The 16,349-nt window shown below is 71.7% G+C and carries 17 protein-coding genes and 1 pseudogene; 11 read left to right on the forward strand and 7 right to left on the reverse strand.

What is annotated here, in order from left to right:
* Positions 1 to 24 precede the first annotated feature (24 nt).
* From RBH18_RS11130 to RBH18_RS11140, 3 genes are read right to left on the reverse strand one after another with little or no spacing between them, the layout of a single operon-like run.
* Positions 25 to 1,050: an NAD(P)-dependent alcohol dehydrogenase gene (locus tag RBH18_RS11130; protein ID WP_306206519.1), complete on the reverse strand. Its 1,026-nt coding sequence runs from the start codon at positions 1,048 to 1,050 to the stop codon at positions 25 to 27.
* A complete protein-coding gene (locus tag RBH18_RS11135; RefSeq protein ID WP_306206521.1) occupies positions 1,047 to 1,685 on the reverse strand; it encodes a metal-sulfur cluster assembly factor in 639 nt (212 codons plus the stop codon). The genes RBH18_RS11130 and RBH18_RS11135 overlap by 4 nt, the downstream gene beginning before the upstream one ends.
* Entirely contained in the window at positions 1,682 to 2,713 is a 1,032-nt protein-coding gene (locus RBH18_RS11140) for an amidohydrolase family protein (RefSeq protein WP_306206523.1), read from the reverse strand. Before RBH18_RS11140 ends, RBH18_RS11135 begins: the two co-directional genes overlap by 4 nt.
* Before the next feature lie 142 nt (positions 2,714 to 2,855).
* Between RBH18_RS11140 and RBH18_RS11145 the strand changes: the two genes are divergently transcribed.
* Positions 2,856 to 3,596 (forward strand): helix-turn-helix domain-containing protein, encoded by a 741-nt coding sequence (locus RBH18_RS11145; RefSeq protein WP_306206525.1) that lies wholly within the window; start codon positions 2,856 to 2,858, stop codon positions 3,594 to 3,596.
* A 113-nt stretch (positions 3,597 to 3,709) separates the two neighbouring features.
* Positions 3,710 to 4,396, forward strand: coding sequence for an SDR family NAD(P)-dependent oxidoreductase (locus RBH18_RS11150; RefSeq protein WP_306206527.1), 687 nt, complete (start codon positions 3,710 to 3,712; stop codon positions 4,394 to 4,396).
* A gap of 140 nt (positions 4,397 to 4,536) precedes the next feature.
* Here the strand turns inward: RBH18_RS11150 and RBH18_RS11155 are convergent, their stop codons facing one another.
* Positions 4,537 to 6,099: a glycoside hydrolase family 3 protein gene (locus RBH18_RS11155; RefSeq protein ID WP_306206529.1), complete on the reverse strand. Its 1,563-nt coding sequence runs from the start codon at positions 6,097 to 6,099 to the stop codon at positions 4,537 to 4,539.
* Positions 6,100 to 6,373: 274 nt separating this feature from the next.
* On the opposite strand from RBH18_RS11155, the gene RBH18_RS11160 reads away from it, so the two are divergent.
* Together RBH18_RS11160 and RBH18_RS11165 are read left to right on the forward strand one after the other, a co-directional pair.
* Entirely contained in the window at positions 6,374 to 7,324 is a 951-nt protein-coding gene (locus tag RBH18_RS11160; RefSeq protein WP_306206531.1) for a TIGR03557 family F420-dependent LLM class oxidoreductase, read from the forward strand.
* 40 nt (positions 7,325 to 7,364) lie between these two features.
* Positions 7,365 to 9,002 (forward strand): RecQ family ATP-dependent DNA helicase, encoded by a 1,638-nt coding sequence (locus RBH18_RS11165; RefSeq protein ID WP_306206532.1) that lies wholly within the window; start codon positions 7,365 to 7,367, stop codon positions 9,000 to 9,002.
* On the opposite strand, the gene RBH18_RS11170 is transcribed toward RBH18_RS11165, so the two are convergent.
* Positions 8,999 to 9,283: a GNAT family N-acetyltransferase gene (locus tag RBH18_RS11170; RefSeq protein WP_306206534.1), complete on the reverse strand. Its 285-nt coding sequence runs from the start codon at positions 9,281 to 9,283 to the stop codon at positions 8,999 to 9,001. The two genes, RBH18_RS11165 and RBH18_RS11170, sit on opposite strands and share 4 nt — an antisense overlap.
* A gap of 46 nt (positions 9,284 to 9,329) precedes the next feature.
* On the opposite strand from RBH18_RS11170, the gene RBH18_RS11175 reads away from it, so the two are divergent.
* The 7 genes and pseudogenes from RBH18_RS11175 (at position 9,330) to RBH18_RS11205 (ending at position 13,866) form a co-directional block, all read left to right on the forward strand.
* Positions 9,330 to 9,650 carry a hypothetical protein gene (locus RBH18_RS11175; protein ID WP_306206683.1) on the forward strand — a complete coding sequence of 107 codons (321 nt, stop codon included), beginning with the start codon at positions 9,330 to 9,332 and terminating at the stop codon, positions 9,648 to 9,650.
* A gap of 61 nt (positions 9,651 to 9,711) precedes the next feature.
* Positions 9,712 to 10,533: a DUF1206 domain-containing protein gene (locus RBH18_RS11180; RefSeq protein WP_306206536.1), complete on the forward strand. Its 822-nt coding sequence runs from the start codon at positions 9,712 to 9,714 to the stop codon at positions 10,531 to 10,533.
* A gap of 198 nt (positions 10,534 to 10,731) precedes the next feature.
* Positions 10,732 to 11,746, forward strand: a pseudogene (locus RBH18_RS11185) (mechanosensitive ion channel family protein); the annotation flags it as partial.
* Between the two features lie 456 nt (positions 11,747 to 12,202).
* The gene (locus RBH18_RS11190) at positions 12,203 to 12,640 is read left to right on the forward strand and encodes a phage holin family protein (RefSeq protein ID WP_306206539.1); all 438 of its coding nucleotides are present in this window, start codon (positions 12,203 to 12,205) and stop codon (positions 12,638 to 12,640) included.
* Positions 12,637 to 13,074, forward strand: a complete 438-nt coding sequence (locus RBH18_RS11195; RefSeq protein ID WP_306206541.1) for a DUF3618 domain-containing protein — start codon at positions 12,637 to 12,639, stop codon at positions 13,072 to 13,074. Before RBH18_RS11190 ends, RBH18_RS11195 begins: the two co-directional genes overlap by 4 nt.
* Positions 13,071 to 13,343 carry a DUF4235 domain-containing protein gene (locus RBH18_RS11200; protein WP_306206543.1) on the forward strand — a complete coding sequence of 91 codons (273 nt, stop codon included), beginning with the start codon at positions 13,071 to 13,073 and terminating at the stop codon, positions 13,341 to 13,343. Before RBH18_RS11195 ends, RBH18_RS11200 begins: the two co-directional genes overlap by 4 nt.
* Before the next feature lie 319 nt (positions 13,344 to 13,662).
* Positions 13,663 to 13,866, forward strand: coding sequence for a cold-shock protein (locus RBH18_RS11205; protein ID WP_007075740.1), 204 nt, complete (start codon positions 13,663 to 13,665; stop codon positions 13,864 to 13,866).
* Positions 13,867 to 14,464: 598 nt separating this feature from the next.
* Here the strand turns inward: RBH18_RS11205 and RBH18_RS11210 are convergent.
* On the reverse strand, positions 14,465 to 14,893 hold the full coding sequence (locus tag RBH18_RS11210) for a hypothetical protein (RefSeq protein ID WP_306206623.1): 429 nt from the start codon (positions 14,891 to 14,893) through the stop codon (positions 14,465 to 14,467).
* A 439-nt stretch (positions 14,894 to 15,332) separates the two neighbouring features.
* Positions 15,333 to 16,310 (reverse strand): aldo/keto reductase, encoded by a 978-nt coding sequence (locus tag RBH18_RS11215; protein ID WP_306206625.1) that lies wholly within the window; start codon positions 16,308 to 16,310, stop codon positions 15,333 to 15,335.
* Positions 16,311 to 16,349 lie beyond the last annotated feature (39 nt).

Genomic DNA, 16,349 nt, shown 5'->3' on the forward strand with positions numbered 1-16,349 from the left:
GGGGAGGTGTCGGCCGGGGAGCGGTCAGGGCGTCAGGATCGCGCGGCCCCGGACCCGCCCGGCGGCCAGGTCGTCGATCGCCTCCTGGACGTTGTCGAGGGCGTACTTCTGGGTGTGCAGGGTGACCTTGCCCTGGGCGGCGAGGGCCATGAGGGCGGCCAGGTCGTTGTACGAGCCCACCAGGTTGCCGACGATGCTGATCTCGGCGGAGATGAGGTCGATCGTGGGCACGTCGATGTTCTCGCCGTAGCCGACCACGTGATAGTCGCCGGCCCGCCGGGTCATCGCCAGCCCCTCGGCCGTCGAGCCGCCCTCGCCGACGAAGTCGATGACGACCTCGGCGCCGTGCCCGCCGGTCAGCTCGCGTACCTGGTCGATCTGGGTGCCCGCGGCGACGATGCCGTGCCGGGCGCCGATCTCCAGGGCGAGCTTGACCGCGTCGGGGTTGCGGTCGACGACGACGATCTCGGCGGGCGACAGCGCGGCGAGCACCTGGATGCCGATGTGGCCGAGCCCGCCGGCGCCGATGAGCACGCACGTGTCGCCGGGGCGCAACCGCCGGGCGGCCTTGGCCACCGCGTGATAGGCCGTCAGCCCCGCGTCGGCCAGCGCGGCGACGTCGGCCGGTTCGAGCCGGTCGTCGATCTTCACGACGCTGCGGGCCGAGGTGCGCAGATACTCGGCGTACCCGCCGTCGGTGTCGATCCCGGGGAACAGGGACACCTCGCAGTGCACGTCGTCGCCGTCGCGGCAGGCCCGGCACAGTCCGCAAGTGATCAGCGGGTGCAGGATCACCTTGTCGCCCTCGGCCACGTTGGTGACCGCGCTGCCGACCGCGGCGACCCAGCCGGCGTTCTCGTGCCCGATCGTGTAGGGCAGCGTGACGCCGGACTTCTCCGCCCATTGTCCTTCGAGGATGTGCAGATCGGTGCGGCAGACGCCGGCGCCGCCGACCTTGACGATCACGTCGTGCGGCCCTTCGATCGCCGGCTCCGGCACGTCCTCCAGCTGCAACGGCGAGTGGTAGCCGGTCACTCGGACAGCTCTCATGCGAGCACCTCGTTCGGGTAGCGGGTGGCCAGCAGGCCGCGGCAGAAGTGGGCGTTGCCCTCGACGGAGATCCGCACCGACCGGGCGCGGCGCAGCTCGAGCGGGCCGGGCGGCCCGCCGTACTGATCGGTGAGCAGCGGCGCGGCCGGGTCGAGCGACAGGCCGAGCGCGGCCCGGTGCCGGAGCACGGGGTCGCCGTCCGGCACGTCGGCCAGGGTGAGCTCGGCGACGGCGCGGGGCAGCAGCCGGGTGATCGCCCGTTCCATGGCGACGACGTAGGCCTTGCGCCGGAACGTCTCCCGCAGCTCGTCCAGCGACTCCAGCGCCTCGTGCCCGAACGTCTCCCGGTAGCCCTTCCCGGCGGCGAGTCCGCGATTGATCAGCTCGGAGTCGTGGTGGTCGTCGAGCTCCACGACCACGTGCCGCACGCCCTCGACCCCCGACACCGCCTCGTACGCGTCGGAGACCATCAGCCACGCGAAGTTCGGCGCGCAGAACGAGGTCGGCAGCCGCAGATGCACCTCCACCGCGTCCCCGGCGATCGCCACGGACCGCACGAAGCCGAGCTCGGTCAGCGGCCGGTCCAGCTCCGGGTCGACGACCGTGGCGAGCGCCGCCCAGACCCGGTCCCTCATGACGCCGCCGCCGGCTCGCGCGGACCCGTCAGCGGCTCGCCCGCGTCGGGCAACCGGAGCCGCTCGGGCACGTCGAGGTCGTAGAGCCGGGCGGCGTTCAGGCCGAGGACCTTCTTCTTCTGTACGGTCGTCAGCGGCGCGTACTCCGTCATGTCCGCGGGGATCTGGAAGTCGACGAACCGCTCGACCAGCCACTTCGGCGTCCACAGGGCATAGTCGCTGGAGAACATGATCCGGTCCTCGCCGAGCCAGTAGAGCAGCTCGCCCATGATCTGCGCGAAGTACCGCGGCCGGGTGTGGATGAACGGCATGGCGACCGCCAGCCCGGCGTGCACGTTGGGCTCCTGCGTCGCGATCCAGCAGAAGTCCTCCAGCCGCGGCAGGCCGCAGTGCTCGACCACGAAGGTCAGGTCGGTGAAGTCGGAGGCGACGTGGTCGACGTCCGCCACGTCGAAGGCGTCGCGGTCCAGCGGCCGGATCGTCGGCCCCTTGTGCACGTGGATGGTGCGGATGCCCAGCTCCCGGGCGACTTCCAGATACTTGTACGCCCACGGGTCGGTCAGCTTGTAGCCGCGCGACTGCCCGTGCCACTCGGCCGTGTAGAGCTTGACGCCCTTGAGCCCGAACCGCTCGGCGTCGGCGCGGAGCTGGTCGAGTCCCGCCTCGCCGTTGCGCGGGTCGAAGCAGTGGTTGTAGGTGAGCCTGCCCGGATGCTTCTGCGTCAGCTCCCAGGCCTCCTCGGTCTGCCCGAAGCCGGTCCGGTAGAACTCGCCCAGCAGCGCGGGCTGGAAGATGGCGTGGTCCACGTAGCCGTCGTCGAACAGGTCGCGCATCAGCCGGTCGCCGCCGTAGTAGAGGTAGTCCTCGTACGGCCAGAGCTCGGACTCGGGGCTCAGGTTGCGGTGATAGTCGTAGAAGCAGTCGATGAACTGCTTGCCGTGGATGTTCCGCTGGTTCTCGGGGCGGGCGTCCCACAGGGCGATGTGGGCGTCGACGATGAAGTACTCCTCGCCATCCTTGCGGTACATGCGTTCGCCTCCCTTGGGTGACGCTCGTCACGCTAAGGCGGCTCCCACGATGCGGGCAACGCATGCGCATGTCTCACCTTGAGACATGCTGCGACCAGGGAACCCGGCGTAGGCTGTAACGCGGTCATCGCGGGGAGTACACGTGGACGACACTCTGGTCAACCAGCCGGCGCCCGGACGCGTACGGGAGTCGTGGCTGCGCAGCGAGCGCTACGGCGTCCCGCCCGACGAGGTCAGCCCGGTCTTCACCGACGCCTTCGACACCGGGTCGCTGCTCTACGACTGCGCCACCGAGGTGCTCGCCGGACTCCAGGCCACGATCGCCAACGAGCCGGTCGCACTGATGATCGCCGACCGGGACGGCTTCGTGCTCGCGCGGCTCTGCCCCGACACGACGATCCGGCGCTCGCTGGACCGGGTGCATCTCGCGCCCGGGTTCTCGTACGCGGAAAGGAACGCCGGCACCAACGGCCTGGGCCTGTCGCTCGCCGACCGCGCCCCCACCCTGGTCCGCGCCGACCAGCACTACTGCACCGGCCTGCGGCGCTACACGTGCGCGGCGGCCCCGGTGCTCGATCCCGCGCACCCGGCGCCGGTCGGCAGCGTCAACCTCACCACCTGGTCCGATGCGTCCTCCGGCCTGCTGCTGGCGCTGGCCCAGGCGGCGGCGGGGGCGACGAGCGCGCTGATGCTGGCCCGCTCGCGCACCGGCGCCGGCGGGCCCCGGCGGCTGACCCGCCTCGAAGCCGTCGAACGCGACGAGATCGCCCGCTGCCTCGCCGAGCCGGGCATGACCATGACCCGCGCGGCCGAGGAGCTCGGCATCGGCCGGGCGACCCTCTATCGCAAGATCGCCCACTACCGCATCCCGGCGCCCCGCTGAAGACCCGGAGCACCCACCTGACCTCGCCGCCCGGTGCGCAGAGGGGGGCCTGGGCTGCCCCCGGCACCACGGGGATCTGGTTGCGCCGGGCGGTGGTTCCTAGCGTCCTGAGCATGACAGTCATCTTGATCACCGGCGCCAACAAGGGCATCGGCTACGAGACCGCCCGGCAGCTTCTGGCGCTGGGACACGTCGTCTACCTCGGCGCCCGGGACGCCGGGCGGGGCGAGCAGGCCGCGGCCACGCTCGGCGCGCGGTTCGTGCCGCTGGACGTGACCGACGACGCCTCGGTGCGCGACGCGCTGCGCACCGTCGACGCTGCCGAGGGCCGGCTCGACGTCCTCATCAACAATGCCGGCATCCTCGCCGACGGCGCTCTCGACGGGCCCACCGCGCTGCGGGCCTTCGACACCAACGCGGTGGGCGTCCTGCGGGTCACCGAGGCCGCGCTGCCGCTCCTGCGCAAGTCGCCCGACCCCGCGGTGGTCACCGTGTCGAGCAGCCTGGGGTCCTTCTGGGCGGTGACCAACCCCTGGCGCGGGGAGTACGGCCTGCCGCTCGCGATCTACGCGGCGTCGAAGGCGGCGGCCACCATGCTCACCGTCCAGTACGCCAAGGCGCACCCGGGCATCAGGTTCAACGCGCTCGAGCCGGGACCGACCGCCACCGACCTGACGGCCGCCTACGGCGTCGGGCGTCCGGTCGAGGAGAGCGCCGCGGTCGTCGTCCGGCTGGCCACGCTCGGGGCGGACGGCCCGACCGGCACCCTGCAGGACGAGAACGGCGTCTTCCCCTTCTGATCCCCGGCTGCCCGCGAGCGTGGCCCTGCGCGCCCGGCCCTGCCCCGCGGCGCCGGCTGCACCGGCCGGGCCCGCGTGGCGGACCCGGCCGTCCGTCAGGGCTCGGGTGTCATGGGGCGATGACGGCGACAGCTGGACCGTCAGGCCGCCAGGGCCTGTTCCGCCGGCTCGGGGACCGCGGCGCCCGCCAGGAGCTCGGCCGCCGCCTCGCCGCAGGCACTGGTCGCGCCGTGCGTGGCCAGGTGCAGGCCGCCGCTGACGGCGACCGGGACGCCCATCTCGACCACGATCGCATCCGGGCGTACGTCCAGAATGGCCGCCAGCGCGTCCGCGATCCACGGGTGCCGGTGCGCGTCCCGGACGACCAGGACCAGGGGACGTCCCGCGGCGCCGGCGAGCACGGGGGCGGCCGGGTCCGAGACGCCGGCCAGGTCGTCGGCGCCGAGGCGGACCGACGTGGTGCCCGGCAGCAGCCGGCTCAGCGGCGCGCCGACGCCCCACGGGGTCTCGGCGCCGATGGCGATGTTGCGCGGCGGGGCGAACTCGACCACGTGGGCCGGGGTGCGCAGGGGGAGCAGCGGTGCGTCCGCCGAGGTCGTCGCCTTGAGGGCGCGGCGGGCGGCGGCGCGGCCGATGGCGGACGGGCCCACGACCGTGGTGCCGGCCGCGTCGGCCACGGCGCGGGCGCCGATCCGGGTCTGCGTCTCGACGGTCCAGGCGGCCAGCTCGTGGACCCGGGCGGCGGCGTCGCGCAGGCGCTCCTCGGGCAGCTCGCCCGAGCGGACGGCGGCCACGATCGCGTCGCGCAGGCGGATGGCGGTGTGCTCGTCGGCGTGGTCGCCGCCCACGCAGATCGCGTCGGCGCCGGCGGCGAGGGCGCGGACGGTGGCGCCCTCGAGGCCGTACTTGCGGCGGACGCCCTGCATCTCGATGCCGTCGGTGACGATCAGGCCGGTGAAGCCGAGCTCCTCGCGCAGCAGACCGGTGAGGATGCGGCGGCTCAGGGTGGCGGGCAGCTCCGGGTCGAGGGCCGGGACGATCAGGTGACCGGTCATGATCGAGCGGACCCCGGCGGCGACGGCGGCCTGGAACGGGACCAGCTCCACCTCGCGCAGGCGGGCCAGGTCGTGGCCGATGACCGGGACGTCGTGGTGCGAGTCGACGGCCGTGTCCCCGTGACCCGGGAAGTGCTTGGCGCACGCGGCGACGCCGGCGTCCTGCAGGCCCCGGATCCACGCGGCGCCGTGCCGGGCCACCAGGGCGGGGTCGGCCCCGAAGGCGCGTACGCCGATGATGGGGTTGTCGGGGTTGTTGTTGACGTCGGTGTCGGGCGCGTAGTCGAGCGTGATGCCCGCGTGGGCGAGGTCGAGGCCCAGGTCGCGGGCCACGGCGCCGGTCAGCTCGACGTCGTCGATGCTGCCCAGGCCCAGGTTGCCGGGGCGCGAGCTGCCCTGGCGCGACTCGAAGCGGGTGACGTCGCCGGCCTCCTCGTCGATGGCCACGACGACATCGGGGCGCTCGGCGCGCAGCTGGGCGGTCAGCGCCGCGACCTGGGCCGGGTGCTCGACGTTGCGCGCGAAGAGTGCCACGCCGCCCAGACCCTCCCCGAGCCACCGGCGCACCCAGCCGGGCACCGTCGTGCCCTCGAACCCGGGCTGCAGCACCGCCGCGGCTAATTGGGACAACTCGTCAGGATTCGGCATGACGTCGGAGACCTCCGGTGGACTTCGTGACGCGGCCTCCCCCGAGGACACGTCTCCCTTCGGTGACCGATGGTCTCCCACTTACCCGGTATAGTCAACAAACCTTCCTATTTCTGGGACGGGTAAGGTGCGTTCCGTGGTGGAAGCTGCTTCCGGGGTCGATTGGTCCGAGGTTCATGCCGTGCGGCTGCTGGGGGTCGCCCTGGCCGCGATCTTCCTGATCTGGGCGATAAAGCGCATGTTCCGGAAGTGACCTCGGGGGTATCCGGTCGGCATGAAAATCGGATACTTCCTGTCCTGCGAGGAGTACACGCCCGCCGAGCTGATCGCGCAGGCCAAGGCCGCCGAGCAGGCCGGCTTCTCCGGGCTGTGGATCTCGGACCACTATCACCCGTGGGTCGACGCCCAGGGCCAGAGCGCCTTCGTCTGGGGCATGATCGGCGCGCTCAGCCAGGCGACCAGCCTGCCGATCACCACGGCGGTGACGTGCCCGACCGTCCGCATCCACCCGGCCGTGATCGCCCAGGCGGCGGCCACCAGCGCGGTGCTCACGAACGGGAAGTTCCGGCTCGGCATCGGCACGGGCGAGGCCCTCAACGAGCACATCTTCGGCGACGCGTGGCCCGAGGCCGACGTGCGGCTGGAGATGCTGGAGGAGGCCGTCGAGATCATGCGCGAGCTGTGGAAGGGCGGCGTCGTCTCGTACCGGGGAAAGCACTACACCGTCGAGAACGCCCGCGTCTACACGCTGCCCTCGTCGCCGGTGGAGATTCTCATCTCCGGGTTCGGGCCCAAGGCGGTCGAGGTCGCGGCCCGGATCGGCGAGGGCTACGTGAGCACGATGCCCGACGGCGACCTGGTCCAGCAGTTCCGCTCGCAGGGCGGCGGGGACCGGACGGCGCAGGCGGGGTTCAAGGCCGCCTTCGCGCCCACCGAGGAGGAGGGGGCCCGGATCGCGTACGAGAAGTGGCCGAACGCCGGCGTGCCCGGTGAGCTCTCCCAGGTCCTGCCGTCGCCCAAGCACTTCGAGCAGGCGTCGCAGCTGGTCACCCAGGACATGATCAAGGAGGCCTTCGTCTGCGGCAACGCCGTGGAGCCGCACCTCGAGCAGCTCAAGCAGTACGAGGACGCGGGCTTCGACGAGGTGTACGTCGCCAACACCGGCCCCAACTGGCAGGGCCTCTGTGATCTCTATGCCAGCGAGATCTTGCCCAAGCATGCCTGAGCGTTTGGTGCGGGAGTGGCCGGGGCAGAATGGGCGCTCGATGAAGCTCCCGATCTATGGGCCCCGGCTGCGCAAAGTGGCGCGCAAGCACTTCGGCTGGCCCTCCCTGCGCCCCGGCCAGTTCAAGCCCATGCGAGCGGTCCTGCGCCGCCGTGATGCGCTGGTCGTCCTGCCCACCGGGGCCGGCAAGTCGGCGATCTACCAGATCCCGGCGGTCCTGCTGCCCGGCCCCACGGTGGTGATCTCCCCGCTGCTCGCGCTGCAGCAGGACCAGATTGCCGCGCTCAACGCGTACGACGACCCGGCCGTCCGCGCGGTGCGGGTGAGCTCGGCCGAGACGCCCGCCCAGCAGCGCGAGGCGATCCAGGAGATCCGCGAGGGCCGTGCGGAGTTCCTCTTCATCACGCCGGAGCAGCTCAGCGATCCCGAGCGCATGTCCGAGGTACGCGCCCTGCGCCCCGGCCTCGTGGCGGTGGACGAGGCGCACTGCATCTCGGCCTGGGGCCACGACTTCCGCCCGGACTTCCTGCAGCTCGGGCAGCTCATCAAGGGCATCGGCCGCCCGCCCGTCCTGGCGCTGACCGCCACAGCGTCGCCGCCGGTGCGCGACGACATCATCGAGCGGCTGGGGCTGAAGAACCCGGAGATCCACGTCTCGGGGCTGGACCGCGAGAACCTCTTCCTCGAGGTCGCCCACTGCCCCGACGAGAACTACCGCTGGCGCCGGCTGACCAACCTGCTCGACGAGACCAACCGGCCCGGCATCATCTACGTCGCCACCCGCAAGTCCGCCGAGGAGCTGGCTGCCCGGCTGAGCGAGGCCGGCTACCCGGCGGAGTACTACCACGGCGGCATGAGCAAGGGCGAGCGCGAGCAGCGGCACGAGGACTTCTCCGCCGACAAGATCGACATCATGGTCGCCACGTCGGCGTTCGGCATGGGCATCGACAAGCCGAACATCCGCTGGGTGGCCCACGTCGCCCTGCCCGACTCCCCGGACAGCTACTTCCAGGAGGTCGGCCGGATGGGCCGCGACGGCGAGCCGGGCCGCGCCCTGCTGCTGTGGCGTGCCGAGGACGAGGGCATCCAGCGCTTCTTCGCCGGCGGCAGCCCCGACGAGACCGAGCTCAAGGAGCTGGCCGCCGCCCTGCGCGCCGGGCCCACCACCAAGACGGCGCTCAAGGAGAAGACCGGCCTCGGCCCCCGCAAGCTCGGCCAGTTCCTCGCCCTGCTCGAACAGGTCGGCGCGGCGCGGGCCGGCGACGGGAGCAAGTGGACGGTTCCGCGGTACGCCCCGCGGCCGGACCGGGCGGCCACGCTCGCGGTCGAGCTGCACGAGCGGCAGCAGACCGTCCAGAAGTCGCGCACCGACATGATGCGCGCCTTCGCCGAGACCAACGCCTGCCGTACGCAGACCCTCCTCTCCTACTTCGGCGAGGACGTCACCAAGGTCTGCGGCCACTGCGACAACTGCGCCGAGGGCGTGGCCGAAGAGGTCGAGGAGAGCACGGGCGACGAGCCCTTCGCGATCCACAGCAAGGTCAGCCACGGCGAGTGGGGCGAGGGCATGGTGATGGGCTACGAGGAGGACAAGATGACCGTCCTCTTCGACAGCGTCGGCTACAAGACCCTCGCCGTCAGCGTCGTCCTGGAGCACGAGCTCCTCAAGGCGGCCTAATCCACCAGGATGGCGTCGTAGTCGTGGTGCTCGGTGACGTAGTGGGCGAAGAACGGGCACGCGGGCGAGACCTTGGCCCCGCGCTCCTTGAGCAGGTCGAGCGTGCCCTGGGCGAGCCTGTTGCCCAGGCCCTCGCCGCGGTGGGCGCGGTCGACCTCGCTGTGCACCACGACCGTGACGCCGTCGCGCTCGCGATAGGTGGCGAAGCCCGCCACCTCGCCCTCCTCCGTCAGCAGCTCGAAGCGGTGCTGCGCCGGGTTGTCCTTGACAGTGACATCCATGACTCCGAGCTTAGGCTGGATCACGCCAAGTACCCTTGACCAGGTGATGAACACCGCACCGCGTATCGCAGCCCTGTTCACCGCAGCCGCGCTCGGCCTCGGCCTGCTCACCGGATGCGGAGGCGACAACGTCTCCTGCGGCCTGGACCAGTGCACCGTCACCATCGACCGGACCGTCAACGCCAGCGCCAGCGTGCTCGGCGTCGAGGCGAAGTTCATCAGCGCCGACCAGAACACGGTGACGCTCGAGGTCGCCGGCGAGCAGATTCAGCTCACCAAGGGCCAGCAGGCCGTCGACGTCGGCGGGCTGCAGGTGTCGCTCGACAGCATCACCTCGGACCAGATCGGCATCCAGGTGTCGCGGTAGCACACTTAGCTGCTGCGTACAGCAGGTTTGAAAAAATTTACAGCTGGTCACATACGTGGCCATGACTGCCTCCTCCCACGTTCGCAGCACCGCATCGCGAGCGGCCGACAGCAAGCCGCTCGAATATCTCGCCCGCGGCGGCTTCGTCGCGTACGGCGTCATCCACCTGCTCTTCGCCTGGATCGCCCTGCAGCTGGCCTTCGGCGACTCCAGCGCGGAGGGGTCCCAGTCCGGGGCGTTCCAGACCCTCGCCGAGCAGCCGCTCGGCAAGACGCTCGTCGTGATCACGGTCATCGGCATGATCGGCCTCGCCCTCTGGCAGGCGTTCGAGGCCGCGATCGGCGAGAGCGGCGAGCAGAACAAGCAGGCGATCGCCGAGCGGGTCATCTCCGGCTTCCGGACGGTCCTGTACCTGTACTTCGCGTACCTGGGCATCAAGGTGCTGCAGGGCAGCAGCTCGACCACCGGCGACAGCTCGCAGCAGGGCGCCTCGACGCTGATGGACAGCACCGGCGGCCGCTTCCTGGTCGGCCTGATCGGCGTGGTCGTGCTCGGCATCGGCATCGGGCTGCTGATCTACGGCGTGAAGAAGGGCTTCCTCAAGCACCTCAACACCCAGCAGATGAACCAGTCGGTGCGCAAGACCACCACCCGGCTCGGCCAGGCCGGCTACTCCGCCAAGGGCGTGGCCTACGGCATCGCCGGCGCGCTGATCGTCACCGCCGCCGTCCAGTACGACCCGGAGAAGGCGCGGGGCCTGGACGCCGCCGTCAAGACGCTCGCCGCGGAGTCGTACGGGCCGTGGGCCCTGGGCCTGATCGCCCTCGGCGTCGCCGCCTTCGGCATCTACTGCTTCTTCCAGGTGCGCTACCGCAAGGTCTGAGCGTTCCTCGCGGTTCCTCGCGCAAAGCGGCCGTTCCCTGCGTGGGACGGCCGCTTTTTTGCGCGCGTGTTACCTCGCGGGACGGCAGATGAAGATGTGATCAACGCCAAGCCCGGACTCGGCCGAAGCAGGTGGAACACACAGACGAAAGGGGCAAGCTAGGTCGCTGGCAATGCCGTCCCATGGGAAGGGAACCACGTGCCCAGCGTTCTGAAAGTCCTGCTCGCCGTCGCGGTGGCGGCGGCCGCCGCGATCGTCGTCGTCGAGATCCTGCACCGGATCACGCAACGGCTCGGCCGCAAGTCTCAGCTGCTGTGCGACCTGGCGACCACGGCGCACCGCCCGTTCCTCTTCGCCGCCACGGTGTTCGCCGTCCAGGCGGCCGTCCGCGGCTTCGGCGGCGACTTCCCCGGCCGCTCCGGGGTGCTCCACACGCTCGTGCTGTTCGTGATCGGCGCGGTGGCGTGGCTCGCCGGTGCGCTGCTGCTGGTCCTGGAGGACCTGGCGCTGTCCCGGTGGCGCACCGACGTGTCGGACAACATGAAGGCCCGGCGGCTCAAGACCCAGGTGCAGATGCTCCGCCGGGTGACGGTCGCGGCCATCGTGATTCTCGCGGTGGGCATCATGCTCATGACCTTTCCCGGCGTACGGGCGGTGGGCGCGAGCCTGCTCGCCTCGGCCGGCCTCGTCTCGGTCGTGGCCGCCCTCGCCGCGCAGAGCACGCTCGGCAACGTGTTCGCCGGGCTGCAGCTGGCGTTCAGCGACGCCGTGCGGGTCGACGACGTGGTGGTCGTCGAGGGAGAGTGGGGCCGCATCGAGGAGCTGACCCTCACGTACGTCGCCGTGCAGATCTGGGACGACCGCCGGCTGATCATGCCGACGTCGTACTTCACCACCAAGCCGTTCCAGAACTGGACCCGGCGCGGCTCCGCCGTCCTGGGCACCGCCGAGATCGACGTCGACTGGTCGCTGCCGGTCGAGCCGCTGCGCGCCGAGCTGCGGGCCGTCTGCGAGGGCACCGAGCTCTGGGACGGCCGGGTCTGCGTGCTGCAGGTCACCGAGGCCACGGGCGGCATGATCCGGCTGCGGGCGCTGGTGAGCGCGAACGACGCGCCCTCGCTGTGGGACCTGCGCTGCCTCGTGCGGGAGCGGCTCGTCACGTGGGTCTTCGAGCACCGCAAGGACTCGCTGCCGCGGATGCGCGCCGACGTCACCAACATCGAGCGCTCGGGCCTGGAGACCGCCAAGGCTGTCCAGGGCGCGGCCGGGGACGCCCGCCGCTCGGGAGCCGACGACTATCACACCCACGTGAGCGCCCCGCCGTCCGAGGACGCGCTGGTCTTCAGCGGGGCGAGCGATGGTGACGAGCGGGCGGCGGCCTTCACCGGCCCGGACTCCTCCGCCGGGCCGGACTCCTCCGCCGGCCCGGACTCCTCCGTGGGCCTTGCCGGTCGGGGCTCCTCCGCCGGGCCGGGCTCCCTCTCCGGGCCGAACTCCTTCGCCGGGCCCGACGACACGACCGTGCCGCTGCCCGTGCCCGGGGGCGGCGCCGCGACGGGTTCGCCCGTGTCTGCCGGATCGGGCGGAAAACGCGCCTGAGGTGACCTGCCGGTACGAGGATTGACTTGCCGCTGGGCAGGGCATACACGTGCTGTGAAAGGAGGACACCATGGCCGATGTCCTGAACGGTAGCCCGGTCCGTCCGGGGACCGACCAGTCCACCTCGGAATTGGTCCAGAAGGCGAGTGAACAGATCACGCGCCTAGTCCGGGACGAGATCGCACTAGCGAAGGCGGAGCTGGCCGAGAAAGGCAAGCACGCCGGCATCGGTGTGGGTCTGTTCGGCGGAGGCGGCGTACTCGCGATGTACGGCGTGGGCGCGCTCATCGCCACGCTCATCATCGTTTTCAACATCTTCCTGCCGCTGTGGGCGGCCGCGCTGATCTGGACCGTGGTGCTGTTCGCCGTGGCCGGTGTGCTGGCGCTGCTCGGCAAGAAGCAGGTCACCCAGGCCGTCCCGCCGGAGCCGAAGTCCGCCATCGAGAGCGCCAAGGCGGACGTCGACGAGGTCAAGCACGCGATCAAGAGCGGTAGGAGCCGGGCATGAGCGACAAGAACGGATCCGGGGGCAAGCCCGACGTCGAGGCTTTGCGCGAGGAGATCAAGCAGACGCGGGCCGAGCTGGGCGAGACCGTCCAGGCGCTCGCCGCCAAGGCCGACGTCAAGGCGCGCGCCAAGGAGCAGGTCGAGTTCCAGAAGCAGAAGGCCAAGGCCCAGCTGCACGACGCGACCGGCAGGGTGCGCGAGGCCGCGACCACCGCGGCCGCGGCCGCCTCGGGCAAGGTCCGGGCCGCCACGGCCCAGGCCGAGCAGAAGGTGGCGCTGGCCAACGACAAGGTGCGCGAGTCCGGCACCGTCGACAAGGCCCTGGACAAGGCGCCCGAGCAGGTACGCCGCAACCCGGTCCCGTACGCGGCGCTGCTCGCCGCGGGCGTGGCCCTGGTCGGCATCATCCTGATCGTGCGAGGGAGGCGTCGGTGAGCGGCAAGCTCCAGAAGGTCGCGACGAAGCCGGTCGGCCTCGCGCTCGGCTTCGCCGCCGGTGCCATCGCGGGCGTCATCTTCAAGGAGGTCTGGAAGCTGGCCGCCGGCGACGACGACGCCCCGGACCCGCACGACGAGCACCGGGGCTGGGGCGAGATCCTCGCCGCGGCCGCCCTGCAGGGCGCGATCTTCTCGGTCGTCCGGGCCGCCGTCCAGCGCGGCGGCGACATCGGCGTCCGCAAGGTGACCGGCTCCTGGCCGGACTGACCACCCCGGCACGCATAGACCGTGGTCAAGGCTCCCGGCCCCGCCGGGAGCCTTTTCCGTGCCCGCCGCCGGGCCCGCCCCGGACCCTGCCTCGATGCCTGCCGAAGTGCATTCGATTCGTCCAAGGGGAAGCCTCGGAGGCACTTCTTCGGGTACAGTGTGGCCAGTTTTTGTGTAAGTGGTTCAGGTGGTAAGCCTTTCGCGGGGACGACCTTTCCGCGAGGGCAGCTCCTTCTGAAGGCCGTGCGCGGCGCCGCTGCTCGAAAACGACCATCGGCCCTGCATCATGGGGCCGGAATTTTCAGAAGGAGAGTTCAGCATGGCGCAAGGAACCGTGAAGTGGTTCAACGCAGACAAGGGCTTCGGCTTCATCACCGTCGACGGCGGGGGTGCTGACGTGTTCGTCCACTTCTCGGCCATCCAGACGAGCGGCTACCGCACTCTGGAGGAGAACCAGCGGGTCGAGTTCGAGATCGCCCAGGGTCAGAAGGGCCCGCAGGCGGAGCAGGTTCGCCCCATCTGAGACCAACCCCGTCGGCGGCGACGCCGGCAGCCGGTCGCCTGGCGGAGACCGGCTCCAGCGATGAACCCCGTTGTCCCGGTCGCCTGCCGGGGGAGCGGGGTTCCGCATTTCCCGGTACGCGCAAGAAAGTGCATCCTGCATTTCCACGCGGCGGCCGAATGCGCCCCGGGTCGCTTGCTCCCGCGGCGATGGCGAGCCGCGCGCTCGATGCCTGCGCGACGGCTCAAAGGCGGGGCCACCGTTTGCGCGCTCTAGCGGGTGCGGGTGGGTGTGGGTGCGTGCGGATGCGAGTGGGCGGGTGCTGAGCTTCGCCGCATTCGGCGGTGCGTGACCGGTGGAGGGGCCGCGCGAGTGCTGCCTCGGTGAGCGGATCCCAGGCGGGCGCGGGGCGATCGACAGAGCGACGGCCCGGCTCCGCCGATGAGCGGAGACCGGGCCGTGCGGTGGTGCGGTGGTGCGGTGGTGCTGTGGCGCTGTGGCGCTGTGGCGCTGTGGCGCGGTGGTGCTGGGGCGCGGTGGTGCTGTGGCGCTGTAGTGCGGTGGCGCGGTGGTGCTGTGGTGCGGTGGCGCGGTGGTGCGGTGGTGCTGTGGTGCGGGGTCAGGCGGCGGCCTGGTCGGCGGCGGTGAGTTCGCGCTTGAAGCGGGCGCGGACCCGGACGCCGACCACGATCAGGGCGAGGCCGGCGACGGCGACGACCTGGCCGGCGACCGTCAGGGCGGCCTGGCCGCTGAGCAGGCTGTCCTCGATGACGTCCAGGCCCTGGGCGGTCCACAGGACACCGGCGACCAGGGCGAGCATGCCGGCCGTCAGCCAGCTCCAGCCCTTGAGCGGCACCTCCGCGGCGCCGGGCCCGTCCCCGGTCGGCGCGGCGACCGGCGCATCACCGACCGGCGCGGCGGGGACCTCCGGATAGGCACTGGTCGCGTCGCCGTCGCCCGGCGGACCCGGCTGCCGCGCCCGGCTGCTCACCAGCGGCCCGGTCGTGACGATGGTGTCCGCGGCGCTCGGCTCGGACTGGCTGGGCACCGGCCGCGACAGCTGCGGCGGCCCGCCCGCTCCCGGCTGACCCGCTCCCGGCCGACCGCCGAACGGTTGCGGCCCACCAGCTCCCGGCCGGCCACCGAACGGCGATGAGCCACCCGCTGCCTGCCGGCCCGCGGCGGGCTGGCCTTGGCCACCCAGAGGCTGTCCCTGGCCACCCAGAGGCTGTCCCGGGCTGCCCGCTGGTTGTCCCGGGCTGGTGGCGGGCTGCCAGCTGATGCGGGGACCCGGGCCACCTGCGGCCGGACCGCCGACATCGGGGAAGCTGCCCGTCGGCGCGTCGGCGCTCGCGAAACCTCCGGCGGGCATGCCGTGGCTGCCCGCGCCGTGGCTGCCCGCGCCGAGGCCGTCCACGCCGGGATGGCCGGCGCCGGGGGCCGGCGGGGCGGGGTGGGGTTCGCCGGGGCGGTGGCCCGGGCGGCGGTCACCAGCGGTCATGGACCTGGGGGCGGATCAGCTCGTCGTAGACCTCGCGGACCGTCTCGTGGGCCTCGGCGGGCAGCGGCGTCAGAGCGGCCGTGGCGGCGTTGGCGCGGGCCTGGCCGGCGTTGCGGGCGCCCGGGATGACGACGGTGACGGCGGGGTGGTCGAGGATCCAGCGGAGGGCGAACTGGGTCATCGTGAAGCCCTCGGGGACGGCCGGGCGCAGGCGGCGCACGGCTTCCAGGCCCGTCGCGAAGTCGACGCCCGAGAAGGTCTCGCCGACGTCGAACGCCTCGCCGTGGCGGTTGTAGGTGCGATGGTCGTCGGCGGCGAAGGTGGTCTGCTCGTCGTAGCGGCCGGAGAGCAGGCCGGAGGCGAGGGGGACGCGGGCGATGATGCCGACGCCGGCCTCGGCGGCCGCCGGGAGGACGCGCTCGAGGGGCTTGAGGCGCAGGGCGTTGAGGATGATCTGCACGCTGGCGGTGCCCGGGCGGGCGATCGCGGCGAGCGCCTCGTCGACCTTCTCGACGCTGACCCCGTACGCGGCGATGCGCTTCTCCTCGACGAGGGTGTCGAGCGCGTCGTAGACCTCGTCGCTGGAGAAGACGGGGGTGGGCGGGCAGTGCAGCTGGACCAGGTCCAGCGTCTCCACGCCGAGGTTGGCGCGGGAGCGGTCGGTCCACGCCCGGAAGTTGTCGAGCGTGTAGTTGGCCGGCTCCTGCGGCAGGCGGCGGCCCATCTTGGTGGCGATCGTCAGGCCCGGGCGCGTCTTGCGGAAGCTGCCTATCACCTGCTCGCTGCGCCCGTCGCCGTAGACGTCGGCGGTGTCGATGAACGTGACACCCGCGTCGACGGCCGCCGCGAGGGTCGCGTGGGCGTCCTCCTCGGTGACCTCTCCCCAGTCGGCGCCGAGCTGCCAGGCGCCCAGACCGATCACTCCGACGTCGCGGCCCAACCGGCCGAAGCTGCGCTTTTCCACACCGAGAACAGTAACCGCCCGATGGTACGGTGCAAACAA

It is taken from the genome of Actinoplanes oryzae (assembly GCF_030757795.1).
In the GTDB taxonomy this organism is placed as follows: Bacteria; Actinomycetota; Actinomycetes; order Mycobacteriales; family Micromonosporaceae; genus Actinoplanes.